The sequence below is a fragment of the Acidithiobacillus ferrivorans genome (assembly GCF_016250455.1).
In the GTDB taxonomy this organism is placed as follows: domain Bacteria; phylum Pseudomonadota; class Gammaproteobacteria; order Acidithiobacillales; family Acidithiobacillaceae; genus Acidithiobacillus; species Acidithiobacillus ferrivorans.
The window spans coordinates 328,331-343,110 of record NZ_CP059488.1 but is presented as its reverse complement, the minus strand read 5'-3'; the positions used below and the strand labels follow the sequence as shown (position 1 = coordinate 343,110).

General features: G+C 56.4%; 20 protein-coding genes. 17 read left to right on the top strand and 3 right to left on the bottom strand.

Features of this window, described 5'->3' with window-relative positions; translation table 11 throughout:
• The first annotated feature begins 1 nt into the window (after position 1).
• From H2515_RS01725 to H2515_RS01700, 6 genes are all read left to right on the top strand, one after another.
• Positions 2-874 (top strand): DnaB-like helicase C-terminal domain-containing protein, encoded by an 873-nt coding sequence (locus H2515_RS01725; RefSeq protein WP_198660795.1) that lies wholly within the window; start codon positions 2-4, stop codon positions 872-874.
• Positions 871-3,000, top strand: coding sequence for a type I DNA topoisomerase (gene topA / locus H2515_RS01720; RefSeq protein WP_198660794.1), 2,130 nt, complete (start codon positions 871-873; stop codon positions 2,998-3,000). The genes H2515_RS01725 and topA overlap by 4 nt, the downstream gene beginning before the upstream one ends.
• A gap of 78 nt (positions 3,001-3,078) precedes the next feature.
• Complete coding sequence (locus H2515_RS01715; RefSeq protein WP_198660793.1) at positions 3,079-3,342, top strand: hypothetical protein; 264 nt, start codon at positions 3,079-3,081, stop codon at positions 3,340-3,342.
• Complete coding sequence (locus H2515_RS01710) at positions 3,339-3,716, top strand: hypothetical protein (RefSeq protein WP_198660792.1); 378 nt, start codon at positions 3,339-3,341, stop codon at positions 3,714-3,716. Before H2515_RS01715 ends, H2515_RS01710 begins: the two co-directional genes overlap by 4 nt.
• Before the next feature lie 154 nt (positions 3,717-3,870).
• Positions 3,871-4,218: a hypothetical protein gene (locus tag H2515_RS01705; protein WP_064219522.1), complete on the top strand. Its 348-nt coding sequence runs from the start codon at positions 3,871-3,873 to the stop codon at positions 4,216-4,218.
• 213 nt (positions 4,219-4,431) lie between these two features.
• Entirely contained in the window at positions 4,432-5,055 is a 624-nt protein-coding gene (locus H2515_RS01700) for a hypothetical protein (RefSeq protein ID WP_198660791.1), read from the top strand.
• Between the two features lie 42 nt (positions 5,056-5,097).
• Here H2515_RS01700 and H2515_RS01695 read toward each other — a convergent pair whose 3' ends face one another.
• The 3 genes from H2515_RS01695 to H2515_RS01685 form a co-directional block, all read right to left on the bottom strand.
• Complete coding sequence (locus H2515_RS01695) at positions 5,098-5,274, bottom strand: hypothetical protein (RefSeq protein ID WP_155735310.1); 177 nt, start codon at positions 5,272-5,274, stop codon at positions 5,098-5,100.
• A gap of 1 nt (position 5,275) precedes the next feature.
• A complete protein-coding gene (locus H2515_RS01690) occupies positions 5,276-5,512 on the bottom strand; it encodes a hypothetical protein (RefSeq protein ID WP_064219520.1) in 237 nt (78 codons plus the stop codon).
• Positions 5,513-5,623: 111 nt separating this feature from the next.
• Positions 5,624-6,472 (bottom strand): hypothetical protein, encoded by an 849-nt coding sequence (locus H2515_RS01685; RefSeq protein WP_064219519.1) that lies wholly within the window; start codon positions 6,470-6,472, stop codon positions 5,624-5,626.
• 169 nt (positions 6,473-6,641) lie between these two features.
• On the opposite strand from H2515_RS01685, the gene H2515_RS01680 reads away from it, so the two are divergent.
• From H2515_RS01680 to traV, 11 genes are all read left to right on the top strand, one after another.
• Complete coding sequence (locus tag H2515_RS01680) at positions 6,642-7,667, top strand: hypothetical protein (RefSeq protein ID WP_064219518.1); 1,026 nt, start codon at positions 6,642-6,644, stop codon at positions 7,665-7,667.
• A 260-nt stretch (positions 7,668-7,927) separates the two neighbouring features.
• The gene (locus H2515_RS15950; protein WP_232821500.1) at positions 7,928-8,083 is read left to right on the top strand and encodes a hypothetical protein; all 156 of its coding nucleotides are present in this window, start codon (positions 7,928-7,930) and stop codon (positions 8,081-8,083) included.
• Positions 8,073-8,324, top strand: coding sequence for a hypothetical protein (locus H2515_RS01670; RefSeq protein WP_232821499.1), 252 nt, complete (start codon positions 8,073-8,075; stop codon positions 8,322-8,324). Before H2515_RS15950 ends, H2515_RS01670 begins: the two co-directional genes overlap by 11 nt.
• Positions 8,317-9,498: a hypothetical protein gene (locus tag H2515_RS01665; protein ID WP_198660788.1), complete on the top strand. Its 1,182-nt coding sequence runs from the start codon at positions 8,317-8,319 to the stop codon at positions 9,496-9,498. Before H2515_RS01670 ends, H2515_RS01665 begins: the two co-directional genes overlap by 8 nt.
• Positions 9,499-9,786: 288 nt before the next feature.
• Positions 9,787-10,344 (top strand): hypothetical protein, encoded by a 558-nt coding sequence (locus H2515_RS01660; RefSeq protein WP_198660787.1) that lies wholly within the window; start codon positions 9,787-9,789, stop codon positions 10,342-10,344.
• A complete protein-coding gene (locus tag H2515_RS01655) occupies positions 10,329-10,634 on the top strand; it encodes a hypothetical protein (RefSeq protein WP_155735307.1) in 306 nt (101 codons plus the stop codon). The genes H2515_RS01660 and H2515_RS01655 overlap by 16 nt, the downstream gene beginning before the upstream one ends.
• On the top strand, positions 10,622-10,900 hold the full coding sequence (gene traL / locus H2515_RS01650) for a type IV conjugative transfer system protein TraL (RefSeq protein WP_064219513.1): 279 nt from the start codon (positions 10,622-10,624) through the stop codon (positions 10,898-10,900). The genes H2515_RS01655 and traL overlap by 13 nt, the downstream gene beginning before the upstream one ends.
• A complete protein-coding gene (traE, locus tag H2515_RS01645; protein ID WP_064219512.1) occupies positions 10,897-11,505 on the top strand; it encodes a type IV conjugative transfer system protein TraE in 609 nt (202 codons plus the stop codon). The genes traL and traE overlap by 4 nt, the downstream gene beginning before the upstream one ends.
• Positions 11,502-12,668, top strand: coding sequence for a TraK domain-containing protein (locus H2515_RS01640; protein WP_064219511.1), 1,167 nt, complete (start codon positions 11,502-11,504; stop codon positions 12,666-12,668). Before traE ends, H2515_RS01640 begins: the two co-directional genes overlap by 4 nt.
• Positions 12,662-14,221 (top strand): TrbI/VirB10 family protein, encoded by a 1,560-nt coding sequence (locus tag H2515_RS01635; RefSeq protein WP_198660786.1) that lies wholly within the window; start codon positions 12,662-12,664, stop codon positions 14,219-14,221. Before H2515_RS01640 ends, H2515_RS01635 begins: the two co-directional genes overlap by 7 nt.
• Positions 14,218-14,748 (top strand): type IV conjugative transfer system lipoprotein TraV, encoded by a 531-nt coding sequence (traV, locus tag H2515_RS01630; protein WP_198660785.1) that lies wholly within the window; start codon positions 14,218-14,220, stop codon positions 14,746-14,748. The genes H2515_RS01635 and traV overlap by 4 nt, the downstream gene beginning before the upstream one ends.
• Positions 14,749-14,780 lie beyond the last annotated feature (32 nt).

Genomic DNA, 14,780 nt, shown 5'->3' with positions numbered 1-14,780 from the left:
GATGGGACATAAGACGTGCCTGACACCGATAACGGATTTGTTAACCGGTTTTATTGATCGTGCTGAAACTGGCTCCTTTGCTCAAAGCGTAACTCGCTTATCTACGGGATTCACGGATCTGGATGAGATTACTGCTGGACTGCATCCTGGGCAGTTGATAGTGCTGGCTGGCCGCCCAAGCATGGGGAAAACGTCGCTTGCCATGAATATTGCCGAGCATGTGGCCTGTGTCAAAGGTGATCCGGTTGCCGTTTTCAACATGGAAATGTCCACGGATAACATTACGATGCGGGCACTTTCTTCTCGTGCTTGGACGGATGCTCGGCGTCTGTGTGCAGGCCGCACGCACGATGACGACTGGCCGCGCTGGTGTAATGCCGCCAAGGAGTTGGCGAATGCCCCATTATTTATTGCCGCATCATCGGAAAACACCGTTGAGAAGATTCGCGCTAAAATAGTGCAGTTGAAGCAGAAGCAGAACGTGCGTCTGATCGTTGTCGATTGTCTCCAACGAATGATTCATGGTGATAAAGCGGAAGAAATAACCAAGATCGTCCGTGGATTGAAATCGCTAGCCATGGAGTTGCAGCTTCCCGTGATTCTTACATCCCAACTCAACAAAGAGATTGATTGCCGTGTGGACAAAAGACCCAAGGTCAGCGATCTGCTCCACATGGGTGCTCTCATAGATGAGGCTGACTTAATCCTTTTTCTCTACCGTCATGAGATTTATTACCGCGATGAGATTCTTGACCAAGAGGAAGATAGTCTTCTGGGGATAGCAGAGGTTATCATTGGGAAACACCGAAATGGTCCTTTGGGGAGCGTGCGATTTCGTTTCTTTGGTGAGTGCGTTCGTTTTAAAGATCTATGAGCGCCCTCCTCATCGTCGAATCCCCCAAAAAAGCCCAGCATATCGGGCATATTCTCGGGAACGGCTGGCAGGTGAAGGCTACTCTCGGCCATATCCGGGATCTTCCCGTAACCGGGGAAGCCGCTTATGTCCGCCCGCCAGACTTCGCCATGCGCTACGAGATTCTGGATACGAAGCACAAAGAGATCGTCTCCGGACTCCGGGCTGCGGCGCAGAGCGCCGATGCCGTGTACATAGCCACCGACCCGGATCGGGAGGGCGAAGGTATCGCCTGGCATGTCTGCCAAGTGTTGAAGATCAAACCCGGTGAAGCCAAACGTGTGTCCTATCAGGAAGTGACGGAGACCGCCATCCGTAAGGCATTACTGGCTCCGCGTCCGGTGAACATGCGCCTGGTAGCTGCGCAAGAAGCCCGCCGGGCGCTGGATCGCATGGTCGGATGGGAAGTCTCCCCTGTCCTCAGCAATACCATCGGGGCGAAGGCCTCGGCGGGACGAGTGCAGAGCCCAGCACTGGCGTTGGTGGTCGAGCGCGAGCGAGCCATCAAATCGTTCAGACCCACGGCGTTCTACCAGGTACTCGCACACATGCCAGGCAAAGACGGGGTATCCGGTTGGAGAGCATCCTGGATAGACGGCACCAAAGAAGGCGAATACTTCCAGGACAAGGCATTCGCTCAGGCACTTGCCGATGCTCTGCCCTCCATGCCCCTTGTCGTATCCAAAGCGGAATCGAAACCCACACGCAAGGCCCCTGCTCCCCCCTTCACCACCAGCTCCATGCAGATGGATGGCGCCCGCGCCCTCAAGGTCGGAGTGGAAGACATCATGAAAGCCGCACAGGCGCTCTTCGATAAGGGGCACATCACTTACCACCGCACGGACAGTCCGAACCTCTCTGAGGAAGGTGAGGCGCTTCTGCGTACCGCGTTGGAAAAAGCCGGGCTTCCCGTTGTGGAAAAACCGCGACGCTGGAAGGCCAAGGGCGACGCCCAGGAGGCTCATGAGGCGGTTCGCCCCACGGAGCCCCTGTTGGAGGAAGCCGGTGAGGATGCTAATCAACGCGCCCTCTATCAGCTCATTCGCAAGCGGGCGCTGGCGTCCCAGATGCCGGATGCGATCTATCAGCAAACCTCATGCACGCTGAGTGGCGGGACTTTTCACTGGAGAGACCTGTCGCACCCGGCACTGTTCCGCGCCGTGGGGTCGGTGCTTACGGACCCTGGCTGGCGTGCCCTCTATACCGAGAGCGAAGACGATAGCGAGGGCAAAGAGACGGAGGCCGCAAATCCGGTACCCAAGCTCTCCGTCGGTGACAAGCTCAAGGCCGAGCGCGGAGAAATGGTCAGCAAAAAGACCAAGGCACCGCCGCGCTACACTGAATCGACACTTATCAAGGCACTGGAGGACCACGGCGTAGGCCGCCCGTCCACCTATGCCAGCATCATCAAGGTGCTCTACAAGCGTGATTACATGAAGCGCAAAGGCAAGGCGCCTGCCCTCTACGCGACGGATCTGGGTGAGCAGGTCGTCGATGCGCTGCGCCCTTTCGACTTCGCGGGCCTGGAATACACCCGGCTGATCGAGGAGAGCCTGGATCTCATCACCGAAGGCAAGATGCCACCCCGTGACCTGCTGGCGAAATCCTACGCGGATATTCAAAGCACCATAGCAACCATGCCCAAAGGTGCAGACAACTCGCAGCCGTGCCCGATAGACGGGTGCGGCGGCACCGTCAGTCGGCGCGAGAGCAAGAAGAAAAAGGGGTCGTTCTTTTGGGTGTGCTCCAATCGGGATAACCACAATCTGCTCCAGGACAAAGACGGGACACCGGGTGAACCTTTCGGGGATCAAGCGGAATCCAATACGGACGGGCCAGCGTGCCCGGAATGCGGAAAGCCGACTGGACGCTATGAGACATCCAAGAGGCATGGGTTTTTCAGATGCGCCAAAGGCCACGGAACCTGGTGGGACGACAAAGGGGCCATCGGTAAACTCTGGGAGACACTGCCGGCGGGCAAGGGCGGCAAGGCCAAGCCCGAAGCCGCCGCCAAAAGATCCGCGGGCAAACCGGCGGGGACGCGCACGGGTAAGCCCGCAGCGCGGCGGTCAACGATCATGGATTAAGGATTATCCGCATAGGACGGCGATATGTGGGTGATGCACAAAATACGCCGGAACCGTTAGACGATAGGAGTATGAGCCATGCAGATAGATACGAAGTCAAAAAAGGCGATTGAAGATGTCATCAACCGCAGAACAGCCATCCACTCCATGCAGGAGCAGATCAAAGAAGACATCAAGGCTATCGCCGAATATCTCGACATCAAACCGGCCCAACTCAACAAGATCATTGGGCTGGTCGAGAAAGAGCGCGAAAATGGCGACGTGGTAGAGTCGGAGCGCGATATTCTGGATACGGTAGAGGATATTGCCGGGTCAAAATCGACGGAAGGGGAAACGGCATGAACACAGAGGAACGCAAAATGCGATTAGCGGAAATTGAAGAGGAGCTGGCACGCAAACGCATACAGGAAAAGCTCTTAGTAGAGCGAGTTGAATTTCTCAAGAGCTGCGGTGATGATGACGAAAGCAACTTCGACGATTTTGTGGCGCAGGTGCGTCAGGCAAGGCCGGATCAAACATTCACCTTTGAAAAAGCGACAAAGGAAAACAGGATGGGAAGCCACCAGGCACATTGGACATTCCCCGGTGCACGACGTGGCGGAACCGTTACGTGGGTACACGGTACCAACGAACTATGCTGGGGCATTGATCATAGGGATGTTGATGCCTGGGAACAATACGAGCGGTCCTGTGGACGAGAGCCCAGATACACCTGAGCTGTCGTCCTGCGGGATCCAACACAGAAACGGAAACAGGGCACGCCTAAAAAAGCGGCATCCCGAAAAGCACATGGATTGTTTCGGGAATGTGACGATGCGAGTAGAGTTATCCACAGAAATTGTGGGTTGTCCAGGCAAAAGGAGAGAAAGGATGTTGAAGAAAACACTGTTTGCAATTATTGCATTAGGAACTTCAGGACTCGCTTTTGCGGCAACACCGTATGCGGGAAAATGGGAAGCGCGGTTCTCTGGCGGGGATCAGGGGCATTGCGCGATCCAGATTCGGGTATCTGGACGGCTCACCGGCATCTGCCACGGACGCAAAGAGAGCAATACACCGTTCCAGGTGGCAGGATTTGTGCGCGGTTCGACCATCCATTTCGGAATCGCCGGAACAGGTGCCAAGTTCGCCGGATATCTGAAAGGCGATCATGGCAAAGGTACATGGCGGAATACCGGAGACGGTGGCACCTGGAGTGTGAACAAGGACGCTTATTGATCACTGGCAGGGGTCCGGCGAACTTGGCACCTCCAAGGGACGCGATAGCGGCCCGCACGTTCCCGGACGTGCCCCCGCCCGCAGGGCGTGAACCGGCTCGAAGAGCCTGATATGGCCCGATAGGGCCTGACTGGGATGCGCGATAGCGCAATCCTGAAATCCCCCCGGAGGGGGTGATGAATACCAATATCCAGCAATATTCATGCTGGCACGATGGAATACGCGATAGCGGCACGGGGGTTTGATATGGGAGCAGCACGGCAGCAACAGATCGAAGCGTTCTTCGCGCAGCGACGCGACTGGCGGACACCGGACATCGTAATCAATCCGGTTGGAACACTGGTTCTTCATGACGGGAGGGGCTGGGTCTGTTCGCCGTGGCTAGAAGAGTTCATGCGCGAAATACGGGGTCGATACAATGGCGCGGATGATCCACGAGTGATGCTCTCTGTTCCTGCACACAGGAGTGGTGCCGGGCTATGGGACTTGGCGTTGTTGGAATCTGGCCTCAGCACATACTTTGGCAAGGCAGAGTATCTCTGGCCGCAGCCCATGCCGCTTTCGGCCATAGTTGCCTTGCGGAATATTGGGTACCCGCCAGGCGTAGAACCTATCACCTACATAGACTGTCTTCCTGACCGGATTCTCGACACCATAAGAAACAAGGACACGACGAATCCTGACCGGATTATCTACTGGCGGCCATCGGACCAATCCATCACCACAATGGATCGCTTCGGGATCGGATGGGTGGACAAGGAAGAGGATTTGCTGGACATCGTACAGGTTCAGTTCGCGGGGCAGCCAGAGGATGTTGTGGCGGTTTTTGAACCTTGAGCCGCAAAAAACCCCAAGCCGAAGCATGGGGGTGGGGGTAGATCAGGAAGCGCCGTCGGATAGATGGCGCTCGGGGTGCTGAGATTGTGTCTCTCGAAGCTCCCGCTCTTTTCTGGACTGTTCGGCCTTCATGTTCACAAAATCCAGGAACAAATAGAAGCCGCCGATGAAAAGAGCAATGCCTATCATTGTCAGTGCGAAAACTGTAATCCCATTCATCTCACTCTCCTTTTTCTGAGGGTGCAACAATTGCGGCGACGAATACCAGAACCAGCCAGACCACAGCGGCAAGGAACAACTCTTCGAGTTTGCTGTTTACCAGCGAGGCAACCGCTATGTAAGCAGACGCGCCCCGTGCAGCCAGAGACAATTCATGTGCTAAAAGACGCCGCCGATGCGGCGCATAAAAAAGCACAAACACCTTGGATCGGCGCAAACGCTCCCATAGATTATACATCGAAATACTCCTTCTAGGTCATACCATTCAGGAGTGCCGGACAGTTTCTATGTACCTGCGGGCGATGGACACGAAAAAACCCCAAGCCAAAGGCGAGGGGTGGGGGGAGAATCAAGCGGCAGTCTTGCGACGTGCCTCGATAGCATCAAACAACTGTTTCGCATCATCGCCGGTGAAGTTGACCTCCACCCACTGCTTCGCATACTCCAGGCGAGCGGCTTCAGTACGCTCGATCCTTCTAATGGCGCGAGCGACCTCTTCAGACGGCCCCGACGATGGATCTGGGGCAGCAGCTTCAGAGGGTTCAGCGGCGGTAGAGGTGTTGCCGAACAGGGCAGCGACCTCACCTGCCAGGCCAAGGAAATATTCCTCCTTTGCGGCCTTCCGAGTGGCGTCAAGCGCAGCCTTGGCTTTTACGCCCGCCTTTTCAAGCGCAGCAACAGCCGCCGTGCAAGCATCTTGGGCACGACGGAAGTGCGATTCCGCCTTAACCTCTTGGCCGTCTGTCTTAACGGACGCAACATGATTAACAAACGTCCGGCCACCGCGATCAACCGACGTGGGAAAGCACGCGATGGTGATCGCAACGCCAATACCGCGGTCTTTAATGGCAGCCTCCAACTTCGGAAGAAGCCGCTCACAAAACTCTGTTCCAAGGTCAAGCGAGAGAACTGTTGAGTCCTGGCCGTTGTTTAGGAAAACCCGCACCTTTTGGAACACGTTTCCCTGGGCGTCTTTCGTTTGGGGAGTAAATACCCCGGAGAGCGTGCCAGAGAGCTTGGTCAGAAGGGGTGCCCCGTGTTTCTTGAGAGCAGCACGGGCGACTTTGGACCTTTCCTCGGTGTAACCCGCCTTCCAGCCGGCCTCACCAATCTCGGCGCGTGCCTCTTGAAGCGCCGCGTTGGTGGTGGCGTCATTCACCAATATAAACCCAGCTACAATCGTATTATGCTGATACATAAGATATCTCCTTTCAAAAGGTCCGGCGAAAGTGCCGTAGATCGTTCCGACCAGGAGTACCGGCCAGTTTCTATGTACCAGCAGAGGGCTGGCATGGAAGATGCCGCGTCAATAGTGTATTTTCACTAGACTAGGATTTTCGACGATTGTGAATCAAAGAAGGACGCCCTTGTTCCGAAACTTTGTCTATAAGGCCTGGGTCGATCCCAAGGACGAACCCTTGCTGATCGAGCAGGCCCAGAGAATCAGACGTACTTACGCCAAAGCCTGCCAGTTCGGGACGATGGATGAAGGGCGAAAATACTTAAACAGAGAGCTGGCAGACATCTGGTATGCCACGCGGCAAATGACAGCGACCTGGCTCAAGGGCGAACATGCTCGGCGCACCATCAAAAGAAAAGGCCGTCCAGAGGACAATGATACGGAGAAGGCCGCGCACGACGGCTACGATGGCGTGATCGGGGGTGTGCTCGTGTCCGCCAACGAGATCCCCTATGCCGAGTTCCTGAAGCGTGACGAGAAATACAAAGTGCATTTCAAAACCATTAAAGCAGGAGAGAAACCGCTGATGGAGCTGACGATGCCGCTCTGGTCACGGCGCGATGGAGAACCGTTCTCCGTGCGTTTCCTGATGCACAGGCCCATCGCAGGTCATTTATTGGTGCGCCGGTTTCACCTGGTGATGCGCTATAAGCGCCACGCAGGCAAGCTCGTCGGATATACTTGGTACGTCAGTATCATGGTGAAGATGGATAACCCAGAGATGAGAAAACCCCGAAGGATCGGGACCCTCTGGCCGTCCTGGAAGGTGGAACCAGACGGCAGCATCCTCGTGATGCGCCTGGAAATTGATTATCTTGACGGCAGTAAAAAGGACATAAAGTACCATCTGCCACCGGGGACCATATCCAGGGCACGGCGAGCCTATCACCTGTCAATCATCGGACAAGATAACATCGAATACAACAACTTCGACCGGTGGCGCATGGATACCTACCGCAAATGGGCCGTGGATGTCTGCAAACGGGTGGATGTCATCAAGCAGGTGGATTTCACCAAGCCCATAGGTCTTGAGGTTGGGAGCAGCGTGCCGGGCACTATACCGCGTCATCGACCACTCGTGGCCGTGGGACTTCTGATCGCGGCGATCCGCGAAAAAGCCAACGGCAGCGGGATTAGCCTCGCCACGGAATAGGTCGTTCCATCATCACGCGCTTGCATCCTGCATTATCATAGTGTATTTATAATAACCGAATGGAAACCGTCCGTCTGGCAGTGCCAAAAGAGGTTGCACACCGCCATAAGCGCGGGTGGATACTTTTGTCGATCATCACCGGTGGATTGGGATGTGCGGCGGCATTGTGGGTGATTATTTTCCAGAATGGACCCATCAAGGCGGTCCCGTTACCGCCCGCACCCGCACAACACGTTTCGGATAGGGCAAGGAAGAACGTGGTGACGAAGCCCATAGTGATTAGGTCTAAACAAGTGGTTACTCCGGTGGAGGCGCCTGCCGTAAGCAATCCGGCAGTAGCGAATATGATCAGACAGGTGCAGGAAATGCAGCAAAAGGTGCAGGGCATGGAGGCTGAGGCTGAAAATGGTCAATAAAGAATTCAATATGGATGCGGAAGCAGTGGATTTGCTCACCCTGCCCGCCAACGAATTTGCGGCATCCATCCTGACCATGCTCTATCTCAATGTGCTGATGCCCAAGGGCGTCACCGAAATGACCGTGATCTGTAATGGTAGTGTAATTACACTAGGAAAAAATGACCCAATGGATCGCCTCCGGCGGGCAACGCAATGTCTGGCTGAAGAAATCCGCGTGCAGGAGATCAAAAGTGCGTAATCCTTTTGCAAAAAAGACGATCGACCCCCGAAAGGAGCCGGTAGTGGGCGAGACGGAAACGAAGCCCATAGACGGCATATCAGGCGGGAAAGCCAAAAAGAAGTCATTGAGCGCCAAACAGAAAACGGTCATTAGTGTCACGGTTCTCGCCGTGGTCGGCTTGATGGTTGCCAACAAGATAATGGGGCCAGCAAAACCAACCGAAGCGGACCAGTCATCGGGCATTGCCCCCATCATGGCGCCACACCAGACCGCGTTGCTTCGTCATTCAGCTACTGCGCATCCCGAAGCACCATCCAAGACCACCGCCACCGGGCCATTGATGCCGTCAACCACCCAGGTGGTAACGGCGCAGCCCGCCGTGCCCTATTCCGCCACACCCACGACGGAATCGCCACAATCCATTCAAAACTTGTTGAGTTCCGCCAGTGATGATACGGCCACAGTGATTCAGACATGGCCAGGCCCCGGCGGATTGACCGGGGCGCTCTACCGGGATGTCAACGGACAGGAAGGCGTCGCCTGGGTGGACGCACCGGACAACCTCGTGATGATCGGCACACTCGTTGGTGCCGATGGCAAGAACTACAACACCAGCTCAGATTTCGCGCTGGCGGCGAATCATTCGGTAGCTACACAGCCGGTCAGCGAAGAGCCGACCGCTGCGGGCGCCGTATCGACCCTCGGCACGCTCATGACAGGTGGAACCGGATTCACCGAAGGCAGATCCGGCCCGCAGGCTACGGTGTACATAGACCCCAATAGCAGCGTCGGACACAGCCTCTATCTGGCCTTGGCACCCAAAATCGCTGCGGGAATCCTGAATATTCGTTATGTCCCCATCGCCGAGAAAGACAAAAGCAGTCTGCACAAGGCCGAAGCCATCCTCGCCGCGCCCGCACCCGCCAAAAAGATGAGTATGGACGAGCGCCTGTTCAAAAAGTCTCCCGACGGGCAGATGGAAGGCGGCATTCGCGGCGTACCCAGCACGCTGTCCATGGTGCAGGAAGTGGACGGAAATACCGCATTACTGGCGACCGCGGGTTACATCAACAATCCGGTGATGGTCTATTGCGACAAAACCGGTAAGCACCAGGTATCGGTAGGAGACGCCACGGTCGGCGATCTCGCTTCCATTCTGGACAACATCGGCGCTTGCAAAGCCGGGGTCTGACTTTGAAACACTTTGGCGAGTTGCTGTTTTTTCTGTTCATTGCCTTTCTGATCTGGGTGTTTATCGGGGGTACGCCCGACCAGCGGATTCACCGGGTATGCAGTCCTATTTCTTGGGTAGGTAACTTTGTTGGATCCGTAGCGATAGCGGCAGACACCGATTACGGCAGGAGCATCAAGAATGGAACCGCTAATTTGGACTATCGGTGTCAGTTGACGATTTGGGATTATTTCTATGCGGCCAAGTGGGAAAAAGAGCACCCCGGAGTCCCGCTCCCCGGTGCTCAGAATGCTCAAAAGGGTTCTTAAATGGCGGATATTTGTTCTGATCATGGCGGTAGGCATGGCCTGGCATACCTGGGAGTTCCAGTGGGTGCCCCAGGTGATGATTCCGTGCTACGGGCAGTATGTGAACGACCCGCAGAAGGAAACCCTGGACTGGCAGATGGCCCATCCCTTCATGGCCGGAGTCTGGTCCGGCGCATCCCTGGGATTCTGGCCAGACGGTTACGCCGTCCCCAAGGGATGCAGTTATGTCAACGAGGGTGCGGGGGTTCCGCCGTGGACCTACACGCCCTTCGCGCATCTGGCATTTCCCGCTTTCCAGATATGGGCCACCTTGTTCACGGCGGTCTTCGTCTGGCTGTATGCGGCGTTCTTGGCCTGGGCCTTTCGGCCTGCGCCCACTGGACGCCCTCTTGGATGGAAAAGCCTGTGGCCCAGGCGCACGCACCCGCAGGTCCCGTCATCTACCAGCCTCAGCCCCGACTCGGAGCGGCATGGCAATACCAGCAGCCCGAGCCAGGACTCGCCCACGTCCTCGGAAAACAGATGCCGGCCATCGTGAATACTCCCGCATTCGGCCCCATCATCGTGCATCCCCGGATGATTCCGACACATTCACCATGGATGCCGCAGCAAACGATTCCATTTCCGACAAGGAGGCCCGCGTTCCATATCCCGGAGGCCTGGTTCAAGGCGGGCGCCAAGCGGCTGCATACACAGGCATCCATCGTTAATCCGTGGAGCTGCAAGCCAGCAACGCTCCCTTGTGGAAAGACAGGTACCGACTATTGGGCCTGCCAGAAGCGCGACAAGACCCTGGCACAAAAGGGGGAAACATCATGCAAGCCGTAAGAATGCCCAACCACGTTGACGACACCCAGCAGATCCTTTTCTGGGATGTCGAAGAAGTCGCGGTAGCCGCCATGTTTTTTATTGTCGGCTATGTGATGCGCGAACTTACCATCTGCGTAGTGCTCAGTGTGGGGGTGGTGTACCTCTTCTCGGGCTGGAAGAACAACCAGCTCAACGGTGTACTCCCGCACATGAGCTATCAGTTCGGATGGTGGCGGCTCAATGATGTTTTCCGGAATGGAAACATCAAGGAGTGGATCTCTTGAACTGGGACTTCTTCCGCAAAACCTACGACAAACTGGCGGAGAATAGTCGCCTGTATCTGTTCGTCATTGTAGCGCTCGTGATAGTGATTCTGTCGCAGCAGTGGATGATCTTCACGATGAAGACCAAGACCACTCTGGTACCACCTTATCTCGATAAGGCCGTGAATATCGGGTACGCCACGGCCAGCGCCGGTTACTACGAGTCCTGGGGCTTGTACGTCGCTGAGCTGGTCGGAAACCTTACGCCGGGCGACGCGACATACGTTGCCAATAGCCTCGGTAAGCTGTTCGATGCGAACGATTTCGCCATCGTTAAAGGCAAGGTGCTCGCCACGGCAGCCGCCGAGCGCGGGGACCAGGCAAATTTCTTTTTTCAGGCGAAGCGAACCATCTGGCAGGCGGCGAACAAAACGGTTTTTGTCTACGGGCTTCTCAGCCAGATCAACAATCTCGGGCAGACCGTATCCAAGGTGCATTACACCTTTTCCATGGCGGTACACATAGAAGGTGGCAGGCCTGTGTTGGATAACTTCAACGCCTATCAGGGCGGACCGCACACCATCAAATGGACCATGGCTCAAGAAAAAGACAAGGGGGCGAAATGATGCGCCGTTACGGGATCCTCTGCACCTTGGCCTTATGGCCTGTAGCGACGCTCGCAGGTGTTATGGCGCCGCCGCCCCCTACAGATACAGCGCTGACGCAAGGAGCGAGCCTCGGTCAACAGGGAGCGACAGAATATCAACAAGCCAGCGCAGGTAGTGCGGCATTCGCGCAAGGGGCAAATAACGGCTCTGGGCGATTCGTCATGCCGAGTTCGCCAGATCGCACGTCAGTTCTGCAGCAGTCGCCCGCCTTTGCGAGTCTTGGGCACATCCCCGCAGCGCCAAGTCAGCCCGATTTAACCGGTGGCAGGATGCCGGCACCCATGCCGCCCAGCGCACCCGGTAGCGCACCGTATATGCCACCGGCCACAGTAACCCCGCCGCCGGTCGGCGCCAATCCGTACACGATCCGTAGCGCCGCGATGAACACCTATGGCGCGTCCAACATCCCGCCGCACATGAGTTTCAAGGCGGCACGCATCGGGAGCATTCCAGTATCCACTACGGATATTCGCGTAGATCCCGGAAAAACCTATGCAGTCATAGTATCTGGTGTCACGCCTAACCTTTTTGTCACGCCATTCGCACATCCCAAAATCATCGCGGGGAGCAGCCAATATGCCAAGCCCTTCAAGCATGGATCAGATGTCATCATCGGTGTGACACCGAGCTTCCCCGAAGGGGTATATATCACCGGAGAAAATCCGGACGATCCAGTGGCGTCTCTCACTCTGATTCCGAAAAATACGCCGGCGAAAAACTATAAACTGGTTTTTCCGGGCTTCGTACCCAGAAGAGCCCCTAAAATCCCTGATCGGTCGGCCTATGCCAGTGTCATGGTCAGCCTGATGCGGGACGCGGTACTCGATCAGGTGCCAGAGAATTATCGGCAAAGCCGACGGGTTCCGAACCTTATATCGCCTACGCCATTATCCTGGACGGGCCTCTCGCACTGGATCGGGGGGCGCTATCAGATTGTGAGCTACAAGCTCACCGATAATGTCCATCAGGCCGTCAACCTGGTCGAAAATGAATTCTACCAAAAGGGCGTTCTGTCCGTAGCCTTCTATCCGCATCACAAACTCTATCCCGGAGAAAGCACGCAACTCTACCTCGTAGAAGCATTACCCGCCTCGCACCGGGGGCTGGGGGCCGTATGGTAGGTATCAAGGACCGCGCCAAGCTCTGGTGGAAAACCCAAAGCCCGGAGACCAAGCAAAAACTCAAGTTCGGAGGCCTTGCTGCGGGTGTGATAGGCGCCGTTGTCATCGGCAGCCAGCTCGCAGGACCACACAACAATAGTGCCGCAAACGCGGCATTGAAGAAGGCTATGGCCACCAACAGCCAGGTCTATGTTGAGCATCCTACTTCGCAAACGCCTGCGGAAATGGAAGCGCGGATAGACCATCTGGAAGATCAGATGAAGAAGCTCGTCAAAATCACGGCGGCTGAAAGCGGGATGACGAAAAATCAGGAAAAGGACCTTTCCGGGCATATCAGCAAAACCCTGCTCGCCAAGCTGAAGGCGGAGCACCAGTCCGTGCCTGGGGCAGCGCCCAGCCCGCAGATGCAGCAGTTGGAAAGCAGCATTTCCGCGCTGCAGAATCAAATCGCCACGATGAGATCCCAACCCATACAGCAACAGCACTACACGCCGCCGCAGACCTGGGTACCGGCATCAAGCCCGGTAGTTTTGGGACAGTTGCCGCAAACGCCAAGTGGAATACCGTCAAGCAATGTGCCTACGGCACAGGGCGGAATCCCTGCGGCTCCGACAACCCCTGCGCATCTGGATACCGTCAATCTAAAGCATCCGCACAAGCTCTCCACAGTGATGAATGCCGTGACGGTGAAGAGCAAAAAGGGCATCTATCTGCCCGCCGGCACCATTTTAACAGGCGTGTTGGTTAATGGGTTGCAGGCGGGTACAGGGCCACAAGCGAAAACCAATCCGCAGATCGTCGATATTCGTGTCAAGAAACGGGCCATTTTGCCCAATGGATTACGCGCCAATCTCGAAAACTGCATGGCGATTGCCAGCGGATACGGCAGCATCGGCAATCAAAAAGTGTACATGCGAACCAATATGCTTTCGTGCGTCGCACGAGGAGGCAAGGTCATCTCGGCGCCCATCCATGCGTATATCGTGGGATCCGACGGGCTGGTAGGCGTGTCCGGGAAAGTCGTATCGCATCAGGGACCGGCGATGATCAAGTCCTTTATCGCCGGCATCTTCTCGGGGCTCGGCAATGCGGTGCAGCCCATGGGTGTCCAGGGCCTCAATCTCAACCCGGCATCTGGCAGTACTCAGGGATTCCAGATGCCCTCTCCGAGCTACATCGGTGCAGAAGCCGCGGGCGGCGGGGTATCCACGGCGGCGGGCCAGATCTCCAAGTTCTACCTGAATGAAGCCGAGTCCATGTTGCCAACGATCCAGGTCAACCCGGGCGTGTCAGTCAGCATGATTCTGGAGACGGGCGTGCGGGTGCATACCGACGGTGAAAGCAAAGCGCAGATTCAAGAGGCCCAACTGCAGTCGGCACAGGCATTGAACAACAGTCCGATGGCGCCCAGCGGGATGCAAAGCCCCTACGGAGAAACATCGCCCTACGCAGGGGCCGGCCAGTCCCCCGCCGTGGCGTCCGCTTTCCCCAGCCAGGGTCAGTACAACAACACACCGGAAGCCCAGACCCGTCAGGAGTACGCCCAGCCATGATGAACCGCTATCTCTCCATTCCCGTTACGCTGGCGGTCGTCGTCCTCAGCGGATGCGCGGCCAGTCATCCGTGTATCCACGGAAAGGGCGGGGTCTGCGTCGGTCCTCGTGAAGTGTGGGGCATCACGCGGCACCGGGACCAGGTGAATCCAGACAAGAGCACCATCAAGGAACAGACCCTTGCGCGAAAGCTCTTGCGGACAGCGCCCGGCAAAAACGATGTTCTACCTTCTCTGCACCCGACGACCGCAGCTTCTGGAACCACGGTGGCCGGTGGCGGCACAAGCCAGTCTCAGGCGACAGCATCGGATTCAGGCAGCACCGGGACTGCACCCCTGATGGCCCCTCTACATTACCCCAGGCCGCTGATTTCGCAGCCCAAGGTGTTGCGGGTGTGGGTCGCACCCTACCATGGACCGGAGGGCAATCTGCATTTTCCGGGGATGGTGTACTCCATCATCACGCCGCAGACGTGGACTTTGGGAAACGGGTCCGCCCATGCCCAGGTTCCGGTGCCGGCAAGCTGATGGGTTTTCAATGAATGTTTCTCTCTTGATCA

Excerpts from the sequence above, each read along its gene's own strand:
- H2515_RS01725 (WP_198660795.1), top strand. The coding sequence starts at position 2 with ATGGGACATAAGACGTGCCTGACACCGATAACGGATTTGTTAACCGGT.
- topA (WP_198660794.1), top strand. The coding sequence starts at position 871 with ATGAGCGCCCTCCTCATCGTCGAATCCCCCAAAAAAGCCCAGCATATC.
- H2515_RS01715 (WP_198660793.1), top strand. The coding sequence starts at position 3,079 with ATGCAGATAGATACGAAGTCAAAAAAGGCGATTGAAGATGTCATCAAC.
- H2515_RS01710 (WP_198660792.1), top strand. The coding sequence starts at position 3,339 with ATGAACACAGAGGAACGCAAAATGCGATTAGCGGAAATTGAAGAGGAG.
- H2515_RS01705 (WP_064219522.1), top strand. The coding sequence starts at position 3,871 with ATGTTGAAGAAAACACTGTTTGCAATTATTGCATTAGGAACTTCAGGA.
- H2515_RS01700 (WP_198660791.1), top strand. The coding sequence starts at position 4,432 with ATGGAATACGCGATAGCGGCACGGGGGTTTGATATGGGAGCAGCACGG.
- H2515_RS01695 (WP_155735310.1), bottom strand. The coding sequence starts at position 5,274 with ATGAATGGGATTACAGTTTTCGCACTGACAATGATAGGCATTGCTCTT.
- H2515_RS01690 (WP_064219520.1), bottom strand. The coding sequence starts at position 5,512 with ATGTATAATCTATGGGAGCGTTTGCGCCGATCCAAGGTGTTTGTGCTT.
- H2515_RS01685 (WP_064219519.1), bottom strand. The coding sequence starts at position 6,472 with ATGTATCAGCATAATACGATTGTAGCTGGGTTTATATTGGTGAATGAC.
- H2515_RS01670 (WP_232821499.1), top strand. The coding sequence starts at position 8,073 with ATGGTCAATAAAGAATTCAATATGGATGCGGAAGCAGTGGATTTGCTC.
- H2515_RS01660 (WP_198660787.1), top strand. The coding sequence starts at position 9,787 with ATGCTCAAAAGGGTTCTTAAATGGCGGATATTTGTTCTGATCATGGCG.
- H2515_RS01655 (WP_155735307.1), top strand. The coding sequence starts at position 10,329 with ATGCCGGCCATCGTGAATACTCCCGCATTCGGCCCCATCATCGTGCAT.
- traL (WP_064219513.1), top strand. The coding sequence starts at position 10,622 with ATGCAAGCCGTAAGAATGCCCAACCACGTTGACGACACCCAGCAGATC.
- H2515_RS01640 (WP_064219511.1), top strand. The coding sequence starts at position 11,502 with ATGATGCGCCGTTACGGGATCCTCTGCACCTTGGCCTTATGGCCTGTA.
- H2515_RS01635 (WP_198660786.1), top strand. The coding sequence starts at position 12,662 with ATGGTAGGTATCAAGGACCGCGCCAAGCTCTGGTGGAAAACCCAAAGC.
- traV (WP_198660785.1), top strand. The coding sequence starts at position 14,218 with ATGATGAACCGCTATCTCTCCATTCCCGTTACGCTGGCGGTCGTCGTC.